General features: G+C 65.2%; 18 protein-coding genes. 4 read left to right on the forward strand and 14 right to left on the reverse strand.

Annotation, left to right across the window (positions count from 1 at the left end; all coding sequences use genetic code 11):
• The first annotated feature begins 9 nt into the window (after positions 1–9).
• Positions 10–426 carry a PPOX class F420-dependent oxidoreductase gene (locus CH292_RS22440; RefSeq protein ID WP_020110062.1) on the forward strand — a complete coding sequence of 139 codons (417 nt, stop codon included), beginning with the start codon at positions 10–12 and terminating at the stop codon, positions 424–426.
• Here the strand turns inward: CH292_RS22440 and CH292_RS22445 are convergent.
• The gene (locus CH292_RS22445) at positions 404–1,549 is read right to left on the reverse strand and encodes a Xaa-Pro peptidase family protein (protein ID WP_094655790.1); all 1,146 of its coding nucleotides are present in this window, start codon (positions 1,547–1,549) and stop codon (positions 404–406) included. The genes CH292_RS22440 and CH292_RS22445 overlap by 23 nt on opposite strands.
• 29 nt (positions 1,550–1,578) lie before the next feature.
• Between CH292_RS22445 and CH292_RS22450 the strand changes: the two genes are divergently transcribed.
• The gene (locus CH292_RS22450) at positions 1,579–2,550 is read left to right on the forward strand and encodes a 5'-3' exonuclease (RefSeq protein ID WP_019666257.1); all 972 of its coding nucleotides are present in this window, start codon (positions 1,579–1,581) and stop codon (positions 2,548–2,550) included.
• A 40-nt stretch (positions 2,551–2,590) separates the two neighbouring features.
• On the opposite strand, the gene CH292_RS22455 is transcribed toward CH292_RS22450, so the two are convergent.
• The 7 genes from CH292_RS22455 to pafA form a co-directional block, all read right to left on the reverse strand.
• Positions 2,591–3,472, reverse strand: a complete 882-nt coding sequence (locus tag CH292_RS22455; RefSeq protein ID WP_094655791.1) for a DUF4333 domain-containing protein — start codon at positions 3,470–3,472, stop codon at positions 2,591–2,593.
• A 50-nt stretch (positions 3,473–3,522) separates the two neighbouring features.
• Positions 3,523–6,252 carry an RNA helicase gene (locus tag CH292_RS22460; protein WP_094655792.1) on the reverse strand — a complete coding sequence of 910 codons (2,730 nt, stop codon included), beginning with the start codon at positions 6,250–6,252 and terminating at the stop codon, positions 3,523–3,525.
• 9 nt (positions 6,253–6,261) lie between these two features.
• A complete protein-coding gene (gene tatC / locus CH292_RS22465) occupies positions 6,262–7,218 on the reverse strand; it encodes a twin-arginine translocase subunit TatC (RefSeq protein WP_019666260.1) in 957 nt (318 codons plus the stop codon).
• Positions 7,219–7,283: 65 nt separating this feature from the next.
• Positions 7,284–7,541, reverse strand: a complete 258-nt coding sequence (gene tatA, locus CH292_RS22470; RefSeq protein WP_020110066.1) for a Sec-independent protein translocase subunit TatA — start codon at positions 7,539–7,541, stop codon at positions 7,284–7,286.
• A gap of 74 nt (positions 7,542–7,615) precedes the next feature.
• A complete protein-coding gene (locus tag CH292_RS22475) occupies positions 7,616–8,611 on the reverse strand; it encodes a YafY family protein (RefSeq protein WP_019666262.1) in 996 nt (331 codons plus the stop codon).
• Positions 8,608–9,597 carry a YafY family protein gene (locus CH292_RS22480; protein WP_033189713.1) on the reverse strand — a complete coding sequence of 330 codons (990 nt, stop codon included), beginning with the start codon at positions 9,595–9,597 and terminating at the stop codon, positions 8,608–8,610. The genes CH292_RS22475 and CH292_RS22480 overlap by 4 nt, the downstream gene beginning before the upstream one ends.
• Before the next feature lie 54 nt (positions 9,598–9,651).
• Positions 9,652–11,010 carry a Pup--protein ligase gene (gene pafA / locus CH292_RS22485; RefSeq protein ID WP_026347980.1) on the reverse strand — a complete coding sequence of 453 codons (1,359 nt, stop codon included), beginning with the start codon at positions 11,008–11,010 and terminating at the stop codon, positions 9,652–9,654.
• Positions 11,011–11,273: 263 nt separating this feature from the next.
• Here pafA and CH292_RS22490 point away from each other — a divergent pair, with 263 nt between their 5' ends.
• Complete coding sequence (locus CH292_RS22490) at positions 11,274–12,743, forward strand: bifunctional phosphatase PAP2/diacylglycerol kinase family protein (RefSeq protein WP_230595691.1); 1,470 nt, start codon at positions 11,274–11,276, stop codon at positions 12,741–12,743.
• Between the two features lie 188 nt (positions 12,744–12,931).
• On the opposite strand, the gene prcA is transcribed toward CH292_RS22490, so the two are convergent.
• The 5 genes from prcA to arc all read right to left on the reverse strand — a co-directional run bounded on the left by prcA (position 12,932) and on the right by arc (position 18,276).
• Positions 12,932–13,723, reverse strand: a complete 792-nt coding sequence (gene prcA / locus CH292_RS22495; RefSeq protein ID WP_019666267.1) for a proteasome subunit alpha — start codon at positions 13,721–13,723, stop codon at positions 12,932–12,934.
• Positions 13,720–14,619: a proteasome subunit beta gene (gene prcB / locus CH292_RS22500; protein WP_019666268.1), complete on the reverse strand. Its 900-nt coding sequence runs from the start codon at positions 14,617–14,619 to the stop codon at positions 13,720–13,722. Before prcB ends, prcA begins: the two co-directional genes overlap by 4 nt.
• On the reverse strand, positions 14,616–14,810 hold the full coding sequence (locus tag CH292_RS22505; RefSeq protein ID WP_019666269.1) for a ubiquitin-like protein Pup: 195 nt from the start codon (positions 14,808–14,810) through the stop codon (positions 14,616–14,618). The genes prcB and CH292_RS22505 overlap by 4 nt, the downstream gene beginning before the upstream one ends.
• Positions 14,811–14,907: 97 nt before the next feature.
• Positions 14,908–16,407 (reverse strand): depupylase/deamidase Dop, encoded by a 1,500-nt coding sequence (dop, locus tag CH292_RS22510; RefSeq protein WP_019666270.1) that lies wholly within the window; start codon positions 16,405–16,407, stop codon positions 14,908–14,910.
• Between the two features lie 96 nt (positions 16,408–16,503).
• Positions 16,504–18,276 carry a proteasome ATPase gene (arc, locus tag CH292_RS22515; RefSeq protein WP_026347981.1) on the reverse strand — a complete coding sequence of 591 codons (1,773 nt, stop codon included), beginning with the start codon at positions 18,274–18,276 and terminating at the stop codon, positions 16,504–16,506.
• 180 nt (positions 18,277–18,456) lie between these two features.
• Here arc and CH292_RS22520 point away from each other — a divergent pair, with 180 nt between their 5' ends.
• Positions 18,457–18,957, forward strand: coding sequence for a hypothetical protein (locus tag CH292_RS22520; RefSeq protein WP_020110071.1), 501 nt, complete (start codon positions 18,457–18,459; stop codon positions 18,955–18,957).
• Positions 18,958–18,961: 4 nt separating this feature from the next.
• Here CH292_RS22520 and CH292_RS22525 read toward each other — a convergent pair whose 3' ends face one another.
• Positions 18,962–19,813, reverse strand: a complete 852-nt coding sequence (locus tag CH292_RS22525) for a tRNA (adenine-N1)-methyltransferase (protein WP_179278052.1) — start codon at positions 19,811–19,813, stop codon at positions 18,962–18,964.
• Positions 19,814–19,832 lie beyond the last annotated feature (19 nt).

Genomic DNA, 19,832 nt, shown 5'->3' on the forward strand with positions numbered 1-19,832 from the left:
GTGTGCATCATGGTCACCACCCCCGCATCCTTGACACCCGACGCCGTGGAGTTCCTCACCGAACGCCATCTCGCAACGCTGACCACCTTGCGCAGTGACGGCACTCCGCACGTGGTCGCCGTCGGATTCACCTGGGATCCCGACGGCGGGTTCGCCCGAGTCATCACCGGACGCGCGACGCAGAAAGCACTGAACGCCTCCCGCGGCGGATACGCTGCCGTCAGTCAGATCGACGGCCCTCGGTGGTTGACACTGGAGGGCACCTCGGAGGTGTTGACCGACCGCGACGACGTGGTCGACGCCGAGAACCGCTACGCGGTGCGGTACCGGGTTCCCCGGGAGAATCCCGAACGCGTGGTCATTCGAATTTCGGTTCGACGTGTGCTCGGGTCGCGGTCGCTGCTCACGACACCGGCAGCACCATGAGTCCGTGCGGGCGGAGGTTGACCGACTCGCACCCGTCGGCGGTGACGATCACGATGTCCTCGATCCGGGCTCCCCACTGTCCGCGGAAGTAGATTCCCGGTTCGACGCTGAACGCCATTCCCTCGGTGAGTTCGATGTCGTTGCCGGACACGATGTAGGGCTCCTCGTGCACGGACAAGCCGATTCCGTGACCGGTGCGGTGCAGGAACGCCTCGCCCAGGCCCTCCGCGGTCAGGACTTCCCGGGCTGCGGCATCGACGGACTCGGCCGAGACACCGGGACGCACCCGATCCACGGCGGCCTGTTGTGCTCGCTCGAGTACGGCGTACTGCGCCGCGACGTCCGCGGGGGGATCGCCGAGGACGTAGGTGCGAGTCGAGTCGGAGTTGTATCCCGGCGCCACGGGCCCGCCGATGTCGATGACCACGACGTCGCCTGCCTCGATCACGCGATCGGACACCTCGTGATGCGGATCGGCGCCGTGCGGACCGGACCCGACGATGATGAAGGCCGCTTCGGTGTGGCCCTCCTCCAGGATGGCGGCGGCGATATCCTCCGCGATGTCGGCTTCGGTGCGGCCGACCTTCAGGAAATCCTCCATCCGTGCATGGACTCGGTCGATGGCCTGGCCTGCTCGACGTAATGCGTCGATCTCCGCCTCGTCCTTGACCATCCGGAGTCGACGCAGAACGTCCGTGGCCAGAACCGGTACGACACCGAGTCGGTTGGCGACGGGCACGAAGTGCAGCGCCGGCATCGCGTCGTCGACTGCGGTGGTGGCGCCCTCGGGCAGTGCCGCCGCGATGATGTCGTACGGACTCGTACCGTCCACCCAATCGGCGAGTTCGAGCCCGAGGTCGGCCACGGCCGAGTCCTTCAGTGCGGCGAGCTCCATCCTCGGAACCACCACCGTCGGCTTAGCACCACTCGACGGCACGACGAGGCAGAGCAGACGCTCGAACGAACTCGCCTGTGAGCCGAGCAGGTACCGAAGGTCCGGCCCCGGCGAGATCAGCAGTGCGTCGAGTCCGGCCTCGGAGGCGAATTCGGCGGCACGTGCAAGTCGCGACGCGTAGGTCTCCGATGGGAATCTGGCTGGGGACTGTGCGGAAGTGGAACTCATGATCTACAGGCTATCGACGTTTTGGCAAGATGATCCACATGACCGCCCCTGGATCGTCGCCGCTGCTCCTTCTCGACGGAGCCAGCCTGTGGTTTCGCGCTTACTACGCTCTGCCCGAATCGATTACAGCACCCGACGGCACACCGGTGAACGCCGTGCGTGGATTCGTCGACATGGTGTCGGCGCTGATGGCCCGCACCGAGCCGAGTCGCCTCGCGGTCTGCCTCGATCTGAATTGGCGACCGCAGTTCCGCGTCGACCTCGTGCCGTCGTACAAAGCTCATCGCGTCGCCGAGGCTGCACCGGGCACACCGGAGAGCGAGGAAGTGCCGGACAGCCTGTCGCCCCAGGTGGATCTGATCATGGAGGTGCTCGCTGCAGCAGGCATTGCGACTGCAGGCGCTGAGGGCCTGGAGGCGGACGATGTCCTGGGTACCCTCGCCGCGCGCGAGCGCACCGACCCTGTCGTGGTCGTCAGCGGAGACCGGGATCTACTTCAGGTCGCAGCCGACGAACCCAATCAGGTGAAAGTCCTCTACGTGGGACGTGGTCTGGCGAAAGCCGAACTGTTCGGTCCCGCCGAGGTGGCCGAGAAGTACGGAGTGCCCGCGGATCGAGCAGGCGACGCCTACGCCGAGCTTGCTCTGCTGCGCGGGGACAGCTCGGACGGTCTGCCCGGAGTCAAAGGTGTCGGCGAGAAAACTGCGTCCACGCTCATGCTCCGGTACGGCTCGGTGGCTGCGCTGCGCGACGCTGCTCTCGACCCGTCGTCGGACATGGCGCAGGGCGTGCGGGCCAAACTCGCCGCGGCTGCCGACTACCTCGATGCGGCGCTACCGGTGGTCCGTGTCGTCCGCGACGCCGATGTGGTGCTCTCCAGGTCCGACGTCATACCGGCCGTCCCCGCCGACGCGGACAAGCTGGCCGAACTCGCCGCTCGACTGGGAATCGAGAACGCCGTGGGCCGACTCACCGCAGCCCTGTCGGTCCACGGGTCCTGAATGTGGCGGCCGGCCCACTGGTCGTGACGGGCGTTCGACGTCAACGCGGGCGGGAGACCTCGTAGGTGCCGTCGTCATCGGTGAACGTCAACGTCACCGTGCGCTCGAAACCGTCCACCTGAAGAGAGCATTCGAACGATGCTCCCTTCTCGATCTTCTTGCCGTCGGGGCACGAGACGTTGCTGACGGACGATGCACCGTAGGTACCGGTCACGATGTCCTCGACACCGGATTCGGCAGCTGCGGGATCGAGATTCTTGGAACCTCCGAATGCCAACGCGGCTCCACCGATCACGACGATGGCAGCGACCAGACCACCGATCACGAAGTACGGCGTTTTCGACTTGGTACCGCCGGGTGTCTGCTGGGCAGAATTCCACTGATTGCCCGGTCCCTGCGGCTGACCGGGGTATTGCCCCTGCCCCCACTGCGGCTGTCCCGGATACTGACCGGGCTGCTGGCCAGGCTGCTGACCGTACGGTTGGCCCGGATATTGGGCATTCGGCTGACCGTACGGCTGGCCTGGATACTGCCCCGGCTGCGGACCGGACTGCCCCGGCTGCCCCGGCTGGCCGTACTGCTGGCCTGGGTACTGGGTGTTGGTCTGGCCTGGATACTGGCCCGGCTGAGCAGGCTGACCGGGATACCCTGGCTGCTGCCCCGGCTGCTGGGCGTACGGCTGGCCCGGGTACTGCCCCTGCGGGTATCCGTACTGCCCGTACGCCTGCTGCGGATACTGTCCCTGCGAACCCTGTTGATTCGAGCCCGACGCGTCCGGATAAGCCTGAGTCGGGTACGCCGACGTGGCTCCGCCGTCCTGGGACCGGCCCCACTGCTCGGTGTCCGGGGTGGCACTCTCCGGCTTTCCTTGATCGCGCGACCACTGATCATCGGGGTTGTTCGGACCGTACGGGCCGCTCATCTCGCCTCCACGTGAATTCGATTGACCGGCAGCAACCATATCGGACACGGTTACGCAGCGTCGACTGCTACGACTCCTCGGCGCAACGCCGCGATCGCCCGCGCCGCCGCCTTCGACAACGCGGGATCCGGCGACGCCAGCCGGACCTGATCCAGCAGGTCGATCACCTGTCGACACCACCGAACGAAGTCGCCGCCCGACAGTGCTTTTCCGCGATCGCCCGCAGCCATCAACGCGTCGGCGAGCGTGTGATTGCTTGCCCAGCGGTAGACCGCCTTCACGAATCCCATGTCCGGTTCGCGGGTCTGCGGCAGCTTGTGCCGAATCTCGTCGGACCGCAACTCGCCCCACACGCGGACCGTCTCGCCCAGCGCATGACGGATCGGCCCGGTCGGGCCCTGAGGAACGGTGTCGCCGACCTCCTGACGGGACTCGAACACCACGGCCGACACCACCGCAGCCAGTTCGGCCGGCGCGAGCCCGGTCCAGAGACCCTGTCTCAGACACTCGGACACCAGCAGGTCCGACTCGGAGTAGATACGGCCGAGCCGCGCCCCGTGTTCGGTCACCGTGGGCGCCGCACCGGAGGTGATGTAGTCGCGCTCCGCGAGGAGAGCCAGAATGCGGTCGAAGGTTCGCGCGAGCGAATTGGTTGTTGCGGAGACTTTCTGACGCATCGATTCGGTGTCACGAGCCAGCTTGTTGTAGCGCTCACCGACGCGGCCGAGCTCGTCCCGGTCCGAGCGCGAGTGAACCGGATGCGATCGAAGACTTCTACGGAGCGTGGCGAGTTCACTGTCGTCTGCTGCCGTCGACTTGCGCCGACGCCGATCCGACGGAGCCGAGATGCCTGTCGACCGCAATGCCGCCGACAGGTCGCGCCGCGTGCGAGCAGTGCGGTGGTCGATGAACTTCGGCAGGCGCATACGACCGAGTGCGTACGCGGCTGACGGGAAGTCCGCCGCCGACAATCGTCCGGCCCACGCATCTTCGGTCAACACCAGCGGTCGGGGATCGACCCGGTCGTCGTCGGATTCCAACACCACGGCCAATCCGGCGCGCTTACCGCTGGGAACCGAGACGACGTCGCCTCGTTTGAGCTCGAGCAGTGACTCGACCGCCTGATCTCGCCGGTCCTGCCTGCCCTGACGCTCGAGCAGCCGCTCACGCTCGGTGAGTCGCTCCCGCAGTTTCGCGTACTCGAAATACTCGCCGTCGACGCCGCCGAGCTGTTCCAACAGTCCTGCGAGGGTCTTGCCGTTGCGGTCGATCCCACGGACCAGACCGACGACCGATCGATCTGCCTGGAACTGTGCGAACGACCGTTCCAGCAGCGTCCGCGATTCGGCGGCACCGAACTGCTCGATCAGATTGATCGACATGTTGTATCCCGGGCGGAACGAACTGCGCAGCGGGAACGTACGGGTGGATGCGAGACCGGCGACCTCCGTCGGCTCGGTTCCCGGCTGCCACAGCACGACAGCGTGTCCTTCCACGTCGATTCCGCGTCGACCGGCACGGCCGGTGAGCTGGGTGTACTCCCCCGGGGTCAACTCCGCGTGAGATTCACCGTTGTACTTGACCAGTTTCTCGAGGACCACGGTGCGCGCAGGCATGTTGATGCCGAGGGCAAGGGTCTCGGTCGCGAACACGGCGCGAACCAGGCCCTTGACGAACAGTTCCTCCACCGTGTGGCGGAACACCGGCAGCATGCCCGCGTGATGGGCCGCGAGGCCGCGCTCGAGGGCTTCACGCCACTCCCAGTATCCGAGAACCTCGAGATCCTCCCTCGGCAGCTCGGCGGTGTGTTTGTCGACGATGTAGCGAATCTCCTCGGCCTGCTCAGGCGTGGTCAACACCAACCGGGACCGAAGGCACTGCGTCAACGCACCGTCGCATCCGGCCCGGCTGAAGATGAACGTGATCGCAGGCAGAAGTCCTTCCTCGTCGAGCTTGGAGATGACCTCCGGACGCGGGAGCGGACGATTGGCCATGCTGGAACCGCCGGCGCGGCCACGGCCTCGTCCCCTGCCGTGCGGTGGTTGCCATCGATCGACGTGGTCGAGCGATTGACGCTGTTTCACGTAGCGAACGAGGTCCTTGTCGACGACGAGCCGTGCCGATCCTTCTCCGCTCTGGGCACGGCTGTCGAACAGATCGAACAGCCGCCTCCCCACCATGATGTGCTGAGACAGCGGAACCGGCCTGTTCTCGTCGACCACCACGGTGGTGTCGCCGCGGACGGTCTCCATCCACGCGCCGAACTCCTCGGCGTTGCTGACGGTCGCAGACAGACTGACCAGCCGTACATCCTGCGACAGGTGCAGGATCACTTCCTCCCACACTGCGCCACGAAAACGGTCGGCGAGGTAATGAACTTCGTCCATCACGACGTGCGAGAGGCCACGCAACGCATCCGACGACGCGTACAGCATGTTCCGCAGGACCTCGGTGGTCATCACCACGATGGGGGCATCGGCGTTCACACTGGAGTCGCCCGTGAGCAGACCGACCGTGTCACGTCCGTAGCGGGCAGTGAGTTCGGCGAACTTCTGGTTGCTCAGCGCCTTGATCGGTGTGGTGTAGAAGCACTTTCGACCTGCGGCAAGCGCAAGGTGGACGGCGAACTCGCCGATGATCGTCTTGCCCGCGCCCGTCGGAGCACAGACCAGGACCCCGTGCCCGGATTCCAGCGCGGTGCACGCGTCCACCTGGAAACGATCCAACGGAAAATCGAGGTGCCCCGCGAATCGCTGCAGTTCGGACGTCGACACCGTCACACGATCACGTCAGATCGTGTCGGTGAAATCCCGCTCGGGTTGCTTCGGAGGAGTGACCGAAATCGGGGATGCAAGCGGACCAGCGGACTCGATCGACGATGCTTCGTCATCGGATACATCACCCCAATCATCTTTTCTCTTCCGCAATTTACGCTTGTCGTGAATGCGCGCTACTTGCACCGCCATCTCGAACAGCAGCGTGAGTGCAAGAGCCAGGGCAAGCATCGAGAACGGATCCTGGCCGGGTGTCGCGATCGCCGCGAACACGAACAGACCCATGATGAGTCCGCGTCGCCACGCCTTGAGGCGCTCGTACGTGAGTACACCGACGAAATTCAAGGCCACGACGAGCAACGGGATTTCGAAGCTCACGCCGAAGATGATCAGCAGATTGATGACGAAGCCGAAGTACTGGGCGCCGCTCAGCGCCGTTATCTGCACGTTGTCACCGATGGACAGCAAGAAGTGCAGGCCCTTGGAGACGATGAAGTACGCCAGCACGGCTCCGCCGACGAACAGGATGGCAGCGGAGGTCACGAACGAGACCGCGTAGCGACGCTCCTGCTTGTAGAGGCCAGGCGTGACGAACGCCCAGATCTGATACAGCCAGACGGGGCAAGCGAGCACGACGCCCGCCGTGAATGCGACTTTGAACCGCAACAGGAACTGGTCGAACGGACCGGTCGCGAGCAACCGACACTCGTCGACACCGCTCGTGTTGCCGCTGAGGTCCGCTCGAAGACTCGGATCGAGCGAGCAGTACGGGCCGCGAAGAAGATCGCCGAGACTCTCGATACCGAGAATCGTGTGGGAGTACCAGAAGAAGCCGAAGGCCGTGGTGACTGCCATGGCGAGAAGCGACCACATGAGTCGCGTGCGCAACTCGTAGAGATGATCGACCAACGACATGGTGCCGTCGGGATTCAAACGGCGCTTGCTGCGCCTCGGATCGAACGGAATTCGCATACTCTGTCTTCGCTCAGCAGTGAACCGGGGTGCTGTTCAGCACCCCGGTTTACCACGATGTCGCGTCAGGCGGACTTGGAGTCCGGCTGCGACGTCACGCTGCCCGTGGCGTGAATATCGCTGGCCTGCGAGTCGATCCGATTCGGCGCTGGTGTTGCCGGCGTATCGGACTTGCCGTCGTTCTGCATTTCCTTGACTTCACTCTTGAAGATCCGGAGCGAGCGACCGAGACCGCGTGCTGCGTCGGGCAGCTTCTTCGAACCGAACAGAATGACGACCACCAAAGCAACGATGGCCCAGTGCCACGGGCTCATGGCTCCCATGTTCTACCTCCCAAGATCAGATGACTCGAGCCTACCCGACGTTTCGCCACGTGGACTCCCTCGTCGCCGTACGTTTACGGTGCGTTCACACCGGACTTTCCCGACATGACGTCGTCGTACGCCGCCAACGCCTCGGCGGCCCTGCTCTCGACGCTACGCCGAAGTTCCGGCGGACCCAGGACCTGCACGCCTTCGCCGAACCCCAGCGTAAGACGCGTCATCCACGCGGGTGTCGCAAATCTCATCGTCACCACGAGCGATCCGTCGTCCTCGGTGTCCACCAGAGTCATCGGGTAATAGTCCAGAATCCATGCGTGACTCGGCAGTACGCGCAGTCGCGCCTGAGGCAGGGACGCGTCGTCGTTGAATATCTCGAAGCTGTCGTCCTCGTTCGCTCCCTCCGGCGGTGTCGACGGCACCTCGAGTTCCACGGCCCGATCGATGCGGTCCAACCGGAACAGACGCACACCTTCCGCGCTGCGGCACCACGCCTGCAGGTAACTGTGATCGTCGATCGACACCGTTCGGATCGGATCCACGACGCGCTCGGACACGGCGTCACGCGACGCGGAGTAATACGTCAGTTCCAGAGCGTGCTTGCTGCGCAGAGCGGAGCGGACAGCGGTCGCGATCGGGCTCTCGGGACGGTCGTCCGCGGGTTCGGCGCTGACGTTTCCCGGAACGTTCGCGCTCGCCGAACCGGCGGCCTGCTCGATCTTGGCGATGGCGCTCTGGGCCGCGCTCGGGTCGACCATGCCCGGCATCGACGTGAGCGACCGCAACGCCACGAGCAACGCCGTCGCCTCGGTGGACGTCAGTCGCAGAGGGCGGTCGATACCCGCCGAGAACGTGACTTCGATGCTCTCCTCGGAGAACGACAGATCGATCAGATCACCCGGCCCGTAACCGGGCAGCCCGCACATCCAGAGCTGGTTCAGATCGGTCATCAGCGTCGACGTGGACACCCCGAGCTCGCGCGCAGCTTCCTCGGCGCTCAGGCCTGGATTGGCGAGGAAGAACGGAACCATGTTCAGCAGCCGCGCCAGCCGGACCGACAGTCTCGCGCTCATCGCCCGACCGCCGGAACAACCGAACGCAGGGTCGCGATGACATCCGATCGAAGCTCGGCGGGTTCGAGCACCACCGCGTCGGACCCGTGTCCGGCGATCGACCGGGCGACCCACTCCCACGAACGGACGGGAATCCGGATCACCGACCCGGGACGTCCACCGATCATGCGATCCTCCACTGCCGTCCCCATCCGGCGGAGCTCCACCGCTCCACCCTCGGCTACCCACACCGTCGCAGTTCCGTTGACCTCGGCGGTTCCGGCCACGCGCGCGACAATGGACTGAACGTCCACGTCGTCGGGTTTGCGGATACTTCCCGCCCGACCGAACGTCGTGACGTCGTCGCCGATACGCGACAACCTGAACGTCCTGGTGTCGTTGCGATCGACGTCGTGTCCGACCAGATACCACCGGCCCCGAAACGTGACCACACCCCACGGTTCGACGGTGCGGGTCGTGTACGGATCCGTTGCCGAGCTGCGGTGCTGGAACTTCACCGACCGGCCCGCGTCGATTGCCGCGAGCAGAGCGCCGAGGGCAGGTTCCGATCCGCGGGTACGAGCCGGAACCGCCGTCACCGACGCCGCCGAGTCTTCCTGATCGACCTGGATTCCGGCGGCGCGCAGCTTGACCAACGCGCTCTGCGCCGCGGAGGTCAATTCCGGAGATTCCCACAACTGCACCGCGACCGCGACCGCAGCCGCTTCCTCGCGCGAGAGATCTATCTCCGGGAGCTCGTAGGCATCACGGTTGATTCGATAGCCTTCGACGCCGAACGTCCCGGCAGAGATCCCGGTCTCGAGGGGTACGCCGAGGTCACGGAGTTCGTTCTTGTCACGCTCGAACATCCGACTGAAGGCTTCGTCGCTGCCCGAGTCTCCGTAACCCGCGACGCTGTCCCTGATCCGTTCGGCCGTCACGAACTGACGTGTCGACAACAGACAGATGACGAGATTCATCAATCGTTCGACTTTGGTGATCGCCACCCCAAGAACCCTAACCGTCCGAGTCGCTTCGGTCGCATCGCGCGCCTGCGACCACTACATCGACGCGATCAACCGCTCCACTCGCTCGTCGACGGAGCGGAACGGGTCCTTGCACAGAACGGTGCGTTGAGCCTGGTCGTTGAGCTTCAGGTGAACCCAGTCGACCGTGAAATCGCGGCCCGCATCCTGCGCGGCGGTGATGAATTCCCCGCGGAGCTTTGCGCGTGTCGTCTGGGGAGGCAGATCGACAGCCTCGTCGATCTGCTCGTCCTCGGTCAACCTCTTCGCAAGACCCTTGCGCTGGAGCAGGTCGAACACCCCGCGACCCCGTTTGATGTCGTGATAGGCCAGATCGAGCTGCGCGATCTTCGGGTCGGACAACTCCATCGAGTACCGATCCTGGTAGCGCTGGAACAACTTTCGCTTGATGACCCAGTCGATCTCGGTGTCCACCTTGGCGAAATCCTGGGCTTCGACCGCGTCCAGAGTCCTACCCCACAGGTCCACGACCTGCTCGATCTGAGTGTTGGGCTCGCGCGTCTTCAGATGTTCGACCGCCCTGGCGTAGTACTCACGCTGAATCTCGAGTGCACTGGCCTGCCGTCCGCCGGCGAGGCGAACCGGCCGTCGACCGGTCAGATCGTGACTGACCTCGCGGATCGCGCGGATGGGGTTGTCCAGCGCGAAGTCCCTGAAGGAGACCCCGGCCTCGATCATCTCGAGCACGAGAGCGGCCGTACCGACCTTGAGCATCGTGGTTGTCTCGGCCATGTTGGAATCACCGACGATGACGTGCAACCGGCGGTACTTCTCGGCGTCCGCATGCGGTTCGTCGCGCGTGTTGATGATGGGACGTGACCGGGTGGTCGCCGACGACACACCTTCCCAGATGTGTTCGGCGCGCTGCGACAGGCAGAAGGTGGCGGCTTTGGGCGTCTGCAGAATCTTCCCGGCGCCGCAGATGAGCTGGCGAGTGACGAGGAACGGCAGCAGCACATCCGAAATCCGCGAAAACTCTCCCGCTCGCTGGACCAGGTAGTTCTCGTGGCAGCCGTAGGAATTGCCGGCCGAGTCGGTGTTGTTCTTGAACAGATAGATGTCCCCGCCGATACCTTCCTCGGCGAGCCGCTGCTCGGCGTCGATCAGCAGGTCCTCGAGGACTCGTTCACCGGCCCTGTCGTGAGTGACCAACTGCAGCAGACTGTCGCACTCGGCCGTCGCGTACTCGGGATGCGACCCGACATCGAGGTACAGGCGCGCACCGTTGCGGAGGAACACGTTGGAGCTACGGCCCCACGACACGACCCGGCGGAAGAGGTAGCGGGCCACCTCGTCCGGGCTCAGCCGCCTGTGCCCGTGAAAGGTACAGGTGACACCGAACTCGGTCTCGATGCCCATGATTCGTCGCTGCACACTTCGACAGTACAACGCAGACGCGCCGATGGAGCGTCCGAACGACGCACGGTGAAATTGTGTCGGTTTCCGCGGGCTGTCTGGCAGGAGTGGAGCCGGCAGGAACGACCCAGAGAGCCGGGAGTGGAGCCGGCAGGAACGACCCAGTGAGCCGGGAGTGGAGCCGGCAGGAACGACCCAGTGAGCCGGGAGTGGAGCCGGCAGGAACGACCCAGTGAGCCGGGAGTGGAGCCGGCAGGAACGACCGGCTCTAGGCTGGGGTGGTGACCGAGACATCCCCCTCCTTGCCCGATCGCATCCACGCCTGGGATGTCAGATTGTTCGACCGAACCGCAGCCAGTCGTGCATCCGTCGCCGATCCGATTCTCCGAAACCTCAGCACTGCGGCGAACCACAGTGGCTTGTGGATCGCCGCGTCGGGAGTGTTGGCGAGCAAGCGGGGTCCGACTCGTCGCGGCGCGGTACGCGGGTTGTTGGCCGTGGCGGCAGCGAGTGCATTGGCGAACGGTGTCCTCAAGCCTGCGTTTCCCCGTAGCCGTCCTGGTTTCGAGCGGACCCCTTTCGTCCGTCGAGTGTTGTCACCGCCTGTGTCGTCTTCTTTCCCTTCCGGCCATTCGGCGTCGGCGGCTGCGTTCGTCACCGGCGTGGCGCTCGAATCTCCGCTCGCTGCAGCTGCTTTGGCGCCGGTGGCCGCGGCGGTGTGCTATTCACGGGTGCACACCGGAGTTCACTGGCCGACGGATGTGGTCGCCGGTGCCGCTCTCGGTGCCGGAATTGCGTTGTCGACGCGGCGGTGGTGGGCCGTACGCACGGAAGAACCTGCCGAGCTCGGCAGATCCGTTGCGGCGCCGCAGCTTCCGCGCGGCAAGAACATGCTGATCATGATCAACCCCGGATCCGGTTCCGACGACACGATAGAGGACGACATCCGACGCTTGTTGCCGGACGCCGACCTGTTCCGGCCCGACACCGACGGGGACTTCACCACGCAACTCGAGGAGCGTATCGCCGCGACGTCGCCCACGGCACTCGGCGTGTGTGGCGGGGACGGGACAATCGTCAGCGTCGCGGAATCCGCCGTGCGGCACGACCTCCCACTCGCGGTGTTCCCGGGAGGAACTCTCAACCATTTCGCTCACGACGCCGGGGTCGCCGATGTCGCCGCCACCGCACGCAGCATCGAGAACGGAACCGCCGATCGTGTCGATCTCGCCCACGTCGTCGTCGACGGCCGGGATCGGATCTCGTTCGTCAACACTGCGACGTTCGGCGGATACCCGGACTCCGTGCGGCTGCGGGAGAAGCTGCAGGACCGCATCGGTAAATGGCCTGCTGCTGCCGTCGCGATGGTACGAGTACTCGGCCGCGCCCAGCCGATGCAGATCGAGTTGGACGGCCGTCGGCAGGCAGTGTGGATGCTGTTCGTCGGGAACGGCCAGTACGCGCCCACGGACCGGGTTCCGATGTCCAGGCCCTCGATAGGTTCCGGCACGCTGGACCTGAGGTATCTGCCGTCGACTCCGTTCCTGTCTCGTACCCGGCTCGTTCTGGCGGCACTCACCGGAACGCTCGGATCGTCGTCGACCTACGTCCACTCGTCGGTTCACTCGCTGAAGGTCGCCGTCGAAGGCCCCGAAGTCGCGCTCGCCACCGACGGCGAAGTCACCGCAGACGGTCGCACATTCGAATTCGGCGTCGACGAGAACGGCCTCGCGCTCTACCGAGATCGATAGAACACGAGGCCGCAGGCTCCCGAAGATGAAGGCAGGGCGCTACTCAGGTCATTCCTCGGGCTCCACTCCCGGGATTACCCAGGTCATTCCGCTGGCTCCACTCCCGGCTCTACTCAGGTCATTCCGCGGGCTCCACTCCCGGCTCTACTCAGGTCATTCCGCGGGCTCCACTCCCGGCTCTACTCAGGTCATTCCGCGGGCTCCACTCCCGGCTGCCCGGGCGTGGGTTCCTGGTCGGCGGCGTCGCGCCGAGGAAGCATGTCCTGCAGCGCAGCTCCGGCGATGCGCCTGAACGCCCGCCGGGGCCGTCCCTGATCCAGCACGGCGACCTCGAGAGCGCTGACCTCGAGCACCTTCTTCTCCGGCTCCGTGCCGCCCTGTCCCGCCGGCGACGCAGCCGGTGCTGCGCCCGCCTCGAGTGCGGCAACCGAGATCTTCACAGCCGAGGCCAAGTCGAGCCCGGTGCGGTAGGACTCCTTGAGGGCGGTGACGATCGGCTCGGTGGTGCCACCCATGACGACGAAGTCCTGCTCGTCGACGATCGATCCGTCGTAGGTGATCCGGTAGAGCTGGCTGGCGACCGGTTCGTCGGAATGGGACACCTCGGCGACGCAGATCTCCACCTCGTACGGCTTGAGCTGTTCGGTGAAGATGGTTCCGAGCGCCTGAGCGTACGTCTTCGCCAGAGATCGACCCGTCACGTCGCGCCTGTCGTAGGTGTAACCCTTGGTGTCCGCGTGGAGGATGCCTGCCTTGCGCAGGTTCTCGAACTCGTTGTACTTCCCCACCGCGGCGAACCCGAGGCGGTCGTAGAGTTCGCTCACCTTGTGCAGCGCCGACGACCGGTTCTCCGCCACGAACAGCACCCCGTCCGCGAAGGACAGCACGATGACGCTTCTACCGCGGGCGATACCCTTGCGCGCGAGCTCGGAGCGATCGCGCATGATCTGCTCGGCCGACGCGTAGTACGGCATGGTCATGACGCAGTCCCCCCTTCGATCGTGCGGTCGGCGATGACGGCGCGAGCTGCGGCCGAGATGCGATCCTCGGCCACTTCGTCAGCGCCGACACTGGTGATGGTCACCGCGGTCGGGTAGATCCCGCGGGTCACGTCAGGTCCACCCGTCGCGGAGTCGTCGTCCGCCGCGTCGAACAGCGACTCCACGGCCGCCCGCAACGCGTCGTCCTCGCTCAGCCCGGGGGCGTAGAGCTTCTTGAGTGCCGACTTCGCGAACAGCGAACCCGACCCGACCGCGTGATACCCCGACCGTTCTTCGTAACGTCCGCCGACGACGTCGTAGGACACGATGCGACCGGCGCGATCGGGATCTGCGATGTCCACGTCGAAACCGACGAGCAACGGCACCGCGGCCAGACCCTGCATTGCCGCACCGAGGTTGCTCCGCACCATCGACGACAGCTTGTTCGCCTTGCCGTTGAACGTCAGCGGCACGCCCTCGATCTTCTCGTAATGCTCGAGTTCGACCGCGAACAGACGAACGAGTTCGATGGCGATACCCGCCGTTCCGGCGATGCCGGCCGCCGAGAACTCATCCGTGACGAACACCTTCTGCATGTCTCTGTTGGCAATCAGATTGCCCTGCGTGGCACGGCGATCACCGGCGATGAGCACGCCACCGGCGTACGTCACCGCCACGATCGTCGTGCCGTGCGGTGCCAGGTCCGAGTGCACCGGGTTTCCTCCGCGGTCGCTCGTGAGGCCCCGCTCGTCCAGACCGCCGGAAAACTGCATCCGGCTCTCGGGGAGGAGGTGCGGGGCGTGATCACGCAGATGGTCGGTGAACGAGGAGTGATGCGAGCCGAACGCCGGCAGAAAATCGGCCGCCGAGGGGTTCGCGCTGCGATCCACCGTCACTGGCCGCCCTTCTGAACGTAGGCGCGGACGAAGTCTTCGGCGTTTTCCTCGAGCACGTCGTCGATCTCGTCGAGGAGGTCGTCGGTCTCTTCGGCCAACTTCTCGCGTCGTTCCTGACCGCCACCGGCCTCGCCGGGAACCTCGTCGTCGCCGTCACCACCGCCAGAGCGTCGTGTCTGCTCCTGAGCCATAGTCGTCGACCTCCTTACGTCATCGCAGTACCTGCTCGGACCTTCACCCTACCGATCACAGAGCGTCATGGGGCGTCAAGACGCGACGGCAATCGACTCAGGACGTGAGTTGGTCCACCAGTTCCGCCGCGGTGTTCACGCTTTCCAGCAGTTCGCCGACATGAGATTTGCTTCCACGCAGCGGTTCCAACGTCGGAATACGCACCAGCGAGTCGCCGCCGAGATCGAAGATCACCGAATCCCAACTCGCAGCCGCGATATCGGCGCCGAACTTACGCAACACCTCGCCTCGGAAGTACGCGCGCGTGTCGGACGGCGGAGTGGAGACGGCGTCGAGCACCTGCTGTTCGGTGACCAGCCGTTCCATCGACCCGCGCGCGACGAGCCGGTTGTAGAGCCCCTTGTCCAAGCGAACGTCCGAGTACTGGAGGTCGACCAGATGCAGTCGCGGCGCCGACCACCCGAGGCCTTCGCGCTGACGAAACCCTTCGAGCAGACGCAGTTTGGCCGGCCAGTCCAGCAGGTTCGCGCACTCCATCGGATCGCGTTCGAGAAGGTCGAGAACCATGGCCCACTTGTCCAGAATGTCCGCGACACGAGGATCGTTCTTGCCCTCGCCTGCAACGAACTTCGCCACCCTCTGGTGATAGATCCGCTGCAACGCGAGGGCGGTCAGCTCCCGCCCGTCCGTCAGTGCGACCGTCTGACGAAGCGTCGGGTCGTGGCTGATCTGGTGAACCGCGGTGACCGGCCGAGCGAGCTGCAGGTCGGACAGATCGACGCCTGCTTCGATGATGTCGAGAACCAGCGCCGTCGTACCCACCTTGAGATACGTGGCCATCTCCGCGAGGTTGGCGTCGCCGATGATGCAATGCAGCCTGCGGTACTTGTCCGCGTCCGCGTGCGGCTCGTCACGGGTGTTGATGATCCCGCGCTTCAGCGTCGTCTCCAGACCGACCTCGACCTCGATGTAGTCCGCTCGTTGAGACAACTGGAACCCGGACTCGTCACCGGACTGGCCGATGCCGACGCGACCGGAGCCGGTGATGACCTGGCGGGAGGCGAAGAACGGTGACAGCCCGGCGATGACGGCCGAGAACGGAGTCGCGCGGGACATGAGGTAGTTCTCGTGGGTGCCGTAGGACGCGCCCTTGCCGTCCACGTTGTTCTTGTACAACTGCAAGCGCGGTGCACCGGGAACACTCGACGCGTGACGCGCCGCGGCCTCCATCACGCGCTCGCCTGCCTTGTCCCAGATCACCGCGTCGAGCGGGTCTCGAACCTCGGGAGCCGAGTACTCGGGATGCGCGTGATCGACGTACAGACGGGCGCCGTTGGTGAGGATCATGTTCGCGGCGCCGACCTCGTCGGCGTCGATGACGGGAGCGGGCCCACTGAAACGACCCAGGTCGAATCCGCGCGCATCACGAAGCGGCGACTCGACCTCGTAGTCCCACCGGGTTCGCTTCGCCCGCGGAACTCCCGCAGCCGCCGCGTACGCGAGCACCGCCTGGGTCGAGGTGAGGATCGGGTTGGCCGTGGGTTCGGTCGGGGACGAGATTCCGTACTCGACCTCGATACCGATGATGCGCTCCATGGCCCCGAGCCTAGGTGATCGCGCCGTCCGCCCGTGGAACCGACGCTGCCCGCGACCGTCACAGCGGTCGCGGGCAGCGTCGAACTCCTCGAATCCTTACAGGTACTGGCCGGTGTTCGACTCGGTGTCGATGGCACGCGACGCACTGGCGTTCTTGCCTGTGACCAGCGTCCGGATGTAGACGATGCGCTCGCCCTTCTTGCCCGAGATTCGCGCCCAGTCGTCCGGATTGGTCGTGTTGGGCAGGTCCTCGTTCTCCGCGAACTCGTCGACGATGGAGTCGAAGAGGTGCTGGACCCGCAAACCCGGATTACCGGACTCCAGAACCGATTTGATCGCGTACTTCTTGGAGCGGTCGACGATGTTCTGGATCATTGCACCCGAGTTGAAGTCCTTGAAGTACAGAACTTCCTTGTCCCCGTTGGCGTAGGTGACCTCGAGGAACCTGTTGTCCTCGCTCTCGGCGTACATGCGGTCCACGACACGTTCGATCATCGCGCGGACGCACGAGGTCCGGTCGCCGCCGAACTCGGCGAGATCGTCCGCGTTGACCGGCAACGAATCCGTCAGGTACTTGGAGAAGATGTCCTGCGCAGACTCGGCGTCCGGACGTTCGATCTTGATCTTGACGTCGAGGCGCCCCGGGCGAAGGATCGCAGGATCGATCATGTCCTCGCGATTGGACGCACCGATCACGATGACGTTCTCCAGCCCTTCCACACCGTCGATCTCGGCGAGAAGCTGCGGAACGACCGTCGTCTCGACGTCCGAGGACACACCGGAACCACGCGTACGGAAGATCGAGTCCATCTCGTCGAAGAACACGATCACCGGCGTGCCCTCGGAGGCCTTCTCGCGCGCACGCTGGAAGATCAACCGAATGTGCCGTTCGGTCTCGCCGACGAACTTGTTGAGCAGCTCGGGGCCCTTGATGTTGAGGAAGAACGACTTGGCTTCCTTGGCATCCTGGCCGCGCGCCTCGGCGATCTTCTTGGCGAGCGAGTTGGCGACGGCCTTGGCGATCAGAGTCTTGCCGCAGCCGGGCGGCCCGTACAGCAGAACACCTTTCGGAGGCCTGAGCGAGTACTCGCGGAAGAGGTCCTTGTGCAGAAACGGCAATTCGACGGCGTCTCGGATCTGCTCGATCTGGCGACCGAGACCGCCGATGTCCTCGTAGCCGACGTCCGGAACTTCCTCGAGCACCAAGTCCTCGACCTCGGCCTTGGGGACCCGCTCGAAGGCGTAGCCGGCCTTCGTGTCGACGAGCAGCGAGTCACCGGGACGCAGCTTGCGCGACGGCTCGTCCGGGTCGTCGATGCCCTCGTCGTTCGCCATGTCGACGAGCGGCTTGGCGAGCCACACCACGCGTTCCTCGTCGGCATGGCCGACGACCAGTGCCCGCGAACCGTCTCCGAGAAGTTCACGGAGCGTGCTGATCTCGCCGACCTGTTCGAAGGAACCGGCCTCGACGATGGTGAGTGCCTCGTTGAGCCGTACCGTCTGACCCGCAGCCAACGACGAGGACTCGACGTTGGGTGAGCACGCGAGGCGCATCTTGCGACCGGACGTGAAGACGTCGACGGTGTCGTCTTCGTGGACGGCCATGAGAATGCCGTAGCCGCTGGGCGGTTGACCCAGCCGGTCCACTTCCTCGCGCAGTGCGATCAACTGCTGACGAGCTTCCTTGAGCGTGTCCATCAATTTGGAGTTGCGCAACGACAGCGAGTCGATGCGAGACTCCAGTTCACGGACACGCTCCGGCGATTCTCCGAGCCCACCGAGCTGACGCCTCAGCGACGCCGCCTCGGCACGTAGCTCCTCGAGTTCCGCCCGGGCCGCAGCCGAATCCGGATTGTCTGTTGAGCTCATGAGCGACTCCTCCCAGTGAAGATCAGTCAACGCTACCGGCAGTTTCACGAATGTGCGTGTGGACACGTTCGAGCACCGCGCACTTGTGACCGATCGGTTGCACCCCGGACGGGCGGATCGGCCATGTTAGCCTCACCTGACCAATACGGTCCGACGCTATCTCGAAATGGGGCTTCACCAGTGAACAAGCGCATCACCTCGGCGTTCGCGGCTGCTGCTGCCACCGCGCTGCTCGTCACCGGCTGCGGTGGAAGCGATGATTCCGATCACGCCGATCACAGTTCGGAATCCGCCGCTGCGTCGACCACCGAAGCGGCAACGACGACGGCCGACGCCGCGGTTGCTGCACCGACGACGGCGGAACTCACCGACTCGTTGACCCTCATCGTCGCTCCCGATGTCGACGCCGCCACCAAGGCCGCGGAGATCGAGAACGGCCAGGCGCGGATCGCGAACCTGGAACAGATGACGGCTGCGCTCGCGAACTACGGCGAGATCACGTTCGACGTGTCCGAGCCGACGGTGGAGGGCGAAACTGCCACCGCGGACGTTGCCATCGCGACGCCGCGAGGAACAGCGGCACCCTCGCCCAACACCTGGGTTCTGATCGACGGCAAGTGGAAGGTTTCCGACGCGTCCGCGTGCGCGTTGCTCGCCATGGGACAGGCGCCCTGCGTCTAGCGCGTCAGCCCTTGCCGGAGCGACGCTGAGGCTTCGGAGTCACTGTGCCCGCCGCAAGTTTGCGTGCACTGACGAGAAACGCAGTGTGCCCCTGCATCCGATGTTCGGGGCGCACCGCCAAGCCGACGACGTGCCACCCGCGCACGATCGACTCCCACGATCTGGGCTCGGTCCAGCATTCCTGCCCGCGGAGGGTCTCGACGACCTTCGACAACTGCGTGACTGTCGCGACGTACACGATCAGTACTCCCCCGGGCACGAGCGACTCGGCGACGGCAGGGAGCGCATCCCATGGCGCGAGCATGTCCAGAACGACCCGGTCGACCGTCTCCCCGGGGTGGTCCGCCCCGAAACGGTCGATGTCCGCGACGGTCAGTTCCCAGTTGGGCGGACGCTCACCGAAGAAGGTCTCGACGTTCTTCACCGCGTAGTCGGCGTGGTCCTGACGGATCTCGTAGGAGATGACCTTGCCCTCCGAACCGACGGCGCGCAGCAGCGAGCACGTCAGCGCACCGGAACCGGCCCCCGCCTCGAGCACTCGTGCACCGGGGAACACGTCTCCCTCGTGCACTATCTGCGCGGCGTCCTTCGGATAGATCACCTGCGCGCCGCGTGGCATCGACAGGACGTAATCGGTGAGCAGCGGTCGCAGCGCCAGGTACGGGGTGCCGTTGACCGAGGTGACGACGCTTCCCTCGTCCGCACCGATGAGCGCGTCGTGGGTGATTCCACCGCGGTGCGTGTGGAACTCCTTGCCCGCGTCGAGAACGACGGTGTAGTGCCTGCCCTTGCCGTCGGTGAGCTGGACGCGGTCGCCGACGCGGAACGGACCACTGCGCGCCGGCCCCGTGGACAGCGCCTGGGTGTCGTCCGTC

It is taken from the genome of Rhodococcus sp. 14-2470-1a, assembly GCF_002259425.1.
GTDB lineage: Bacteria > Actinomycetota > Actinomycetes > Mycobacteriales > Mycobacteriaceae > Rhodococcoides > Rhodococcoides fascians_E.

Bases quoted from the DNA above. Each gene is read 5' to 3' on its own strand.
- CH292_RS22440 (WP_020110062.1), top strand. From the start codon at position 10: ATGGTCACCACCCCCGCATCCTTGACACCCGACGCCGTGGAGTTCCTC.
- CH292_RS22445 (WP_094655790.1), bottom strand. From the start codon at position 1,549: ATGAGTTCCACTTCCGCACAGTCCCCAGCCAGATTCCCATCGGAGACC.
- CH292_RS22450 (WP_019666257.1), top strand. From the start codon at position 1,579: ATGATCCACATGACCGCCCCTGGATCGTCGCCGCTGCTCCTTCTCGAC.
- CH292_RS22455 (WP_094655791.1), bottom strand. From the start codon at position 3,472: ATGAGCGGCCCGTACGGTCCGAACAACCCCGATGATCAGTGGTCGCGC.
- tatC (WP_019666260.1), bottom strand. From the start codon at position 7,218: ATGCGAATTCCGTTCGATCCGAGGCGCAGCAAGCGCCGTTTGAATCCC.
- tatA (WP_020110066.1), bottom strand. From the start codon at position 7,541: ATGGGAGCCATGAGCCCGTGGCACTGGGCCATCGTTGCTTTGGTGGTC.
- CH292_RS22475 (WP_019666262.1), bottom strand. From the start codon at position 8,611: ATGAGCGCGAGACTGTCGGTCCGGCTGGCGCGGCTGCTGAACATGGTT.
- prcA (WP_019666267.1), bottom strand. From the start codon at position 13,723: ATGACCATGCCGTACTACGCGTCGGCCGAGCAGATCATGCGCGATCGC.
- CH292_RS22505 (WP_019666269.1), bottom strand. From the start codon at position 14,810: ATGGCTCAGGAGCAGACACGACGCTCTGGCGGTGGTGACGGCGACGAC.
- dop (WP_019666270.1), bottom strand. From the start codon at position 16,407: ATGGAGCGCATCATCGGTATCGAGGTCGAGTACGGAATCTCGTCCCCG.
- arc (WP_026347981.1), bottom strand. From the start codon at position 18,276: ATGAGCTCAACAGACAATCCGGATTCGGCTGCGGCCCGGGCGGAACTC.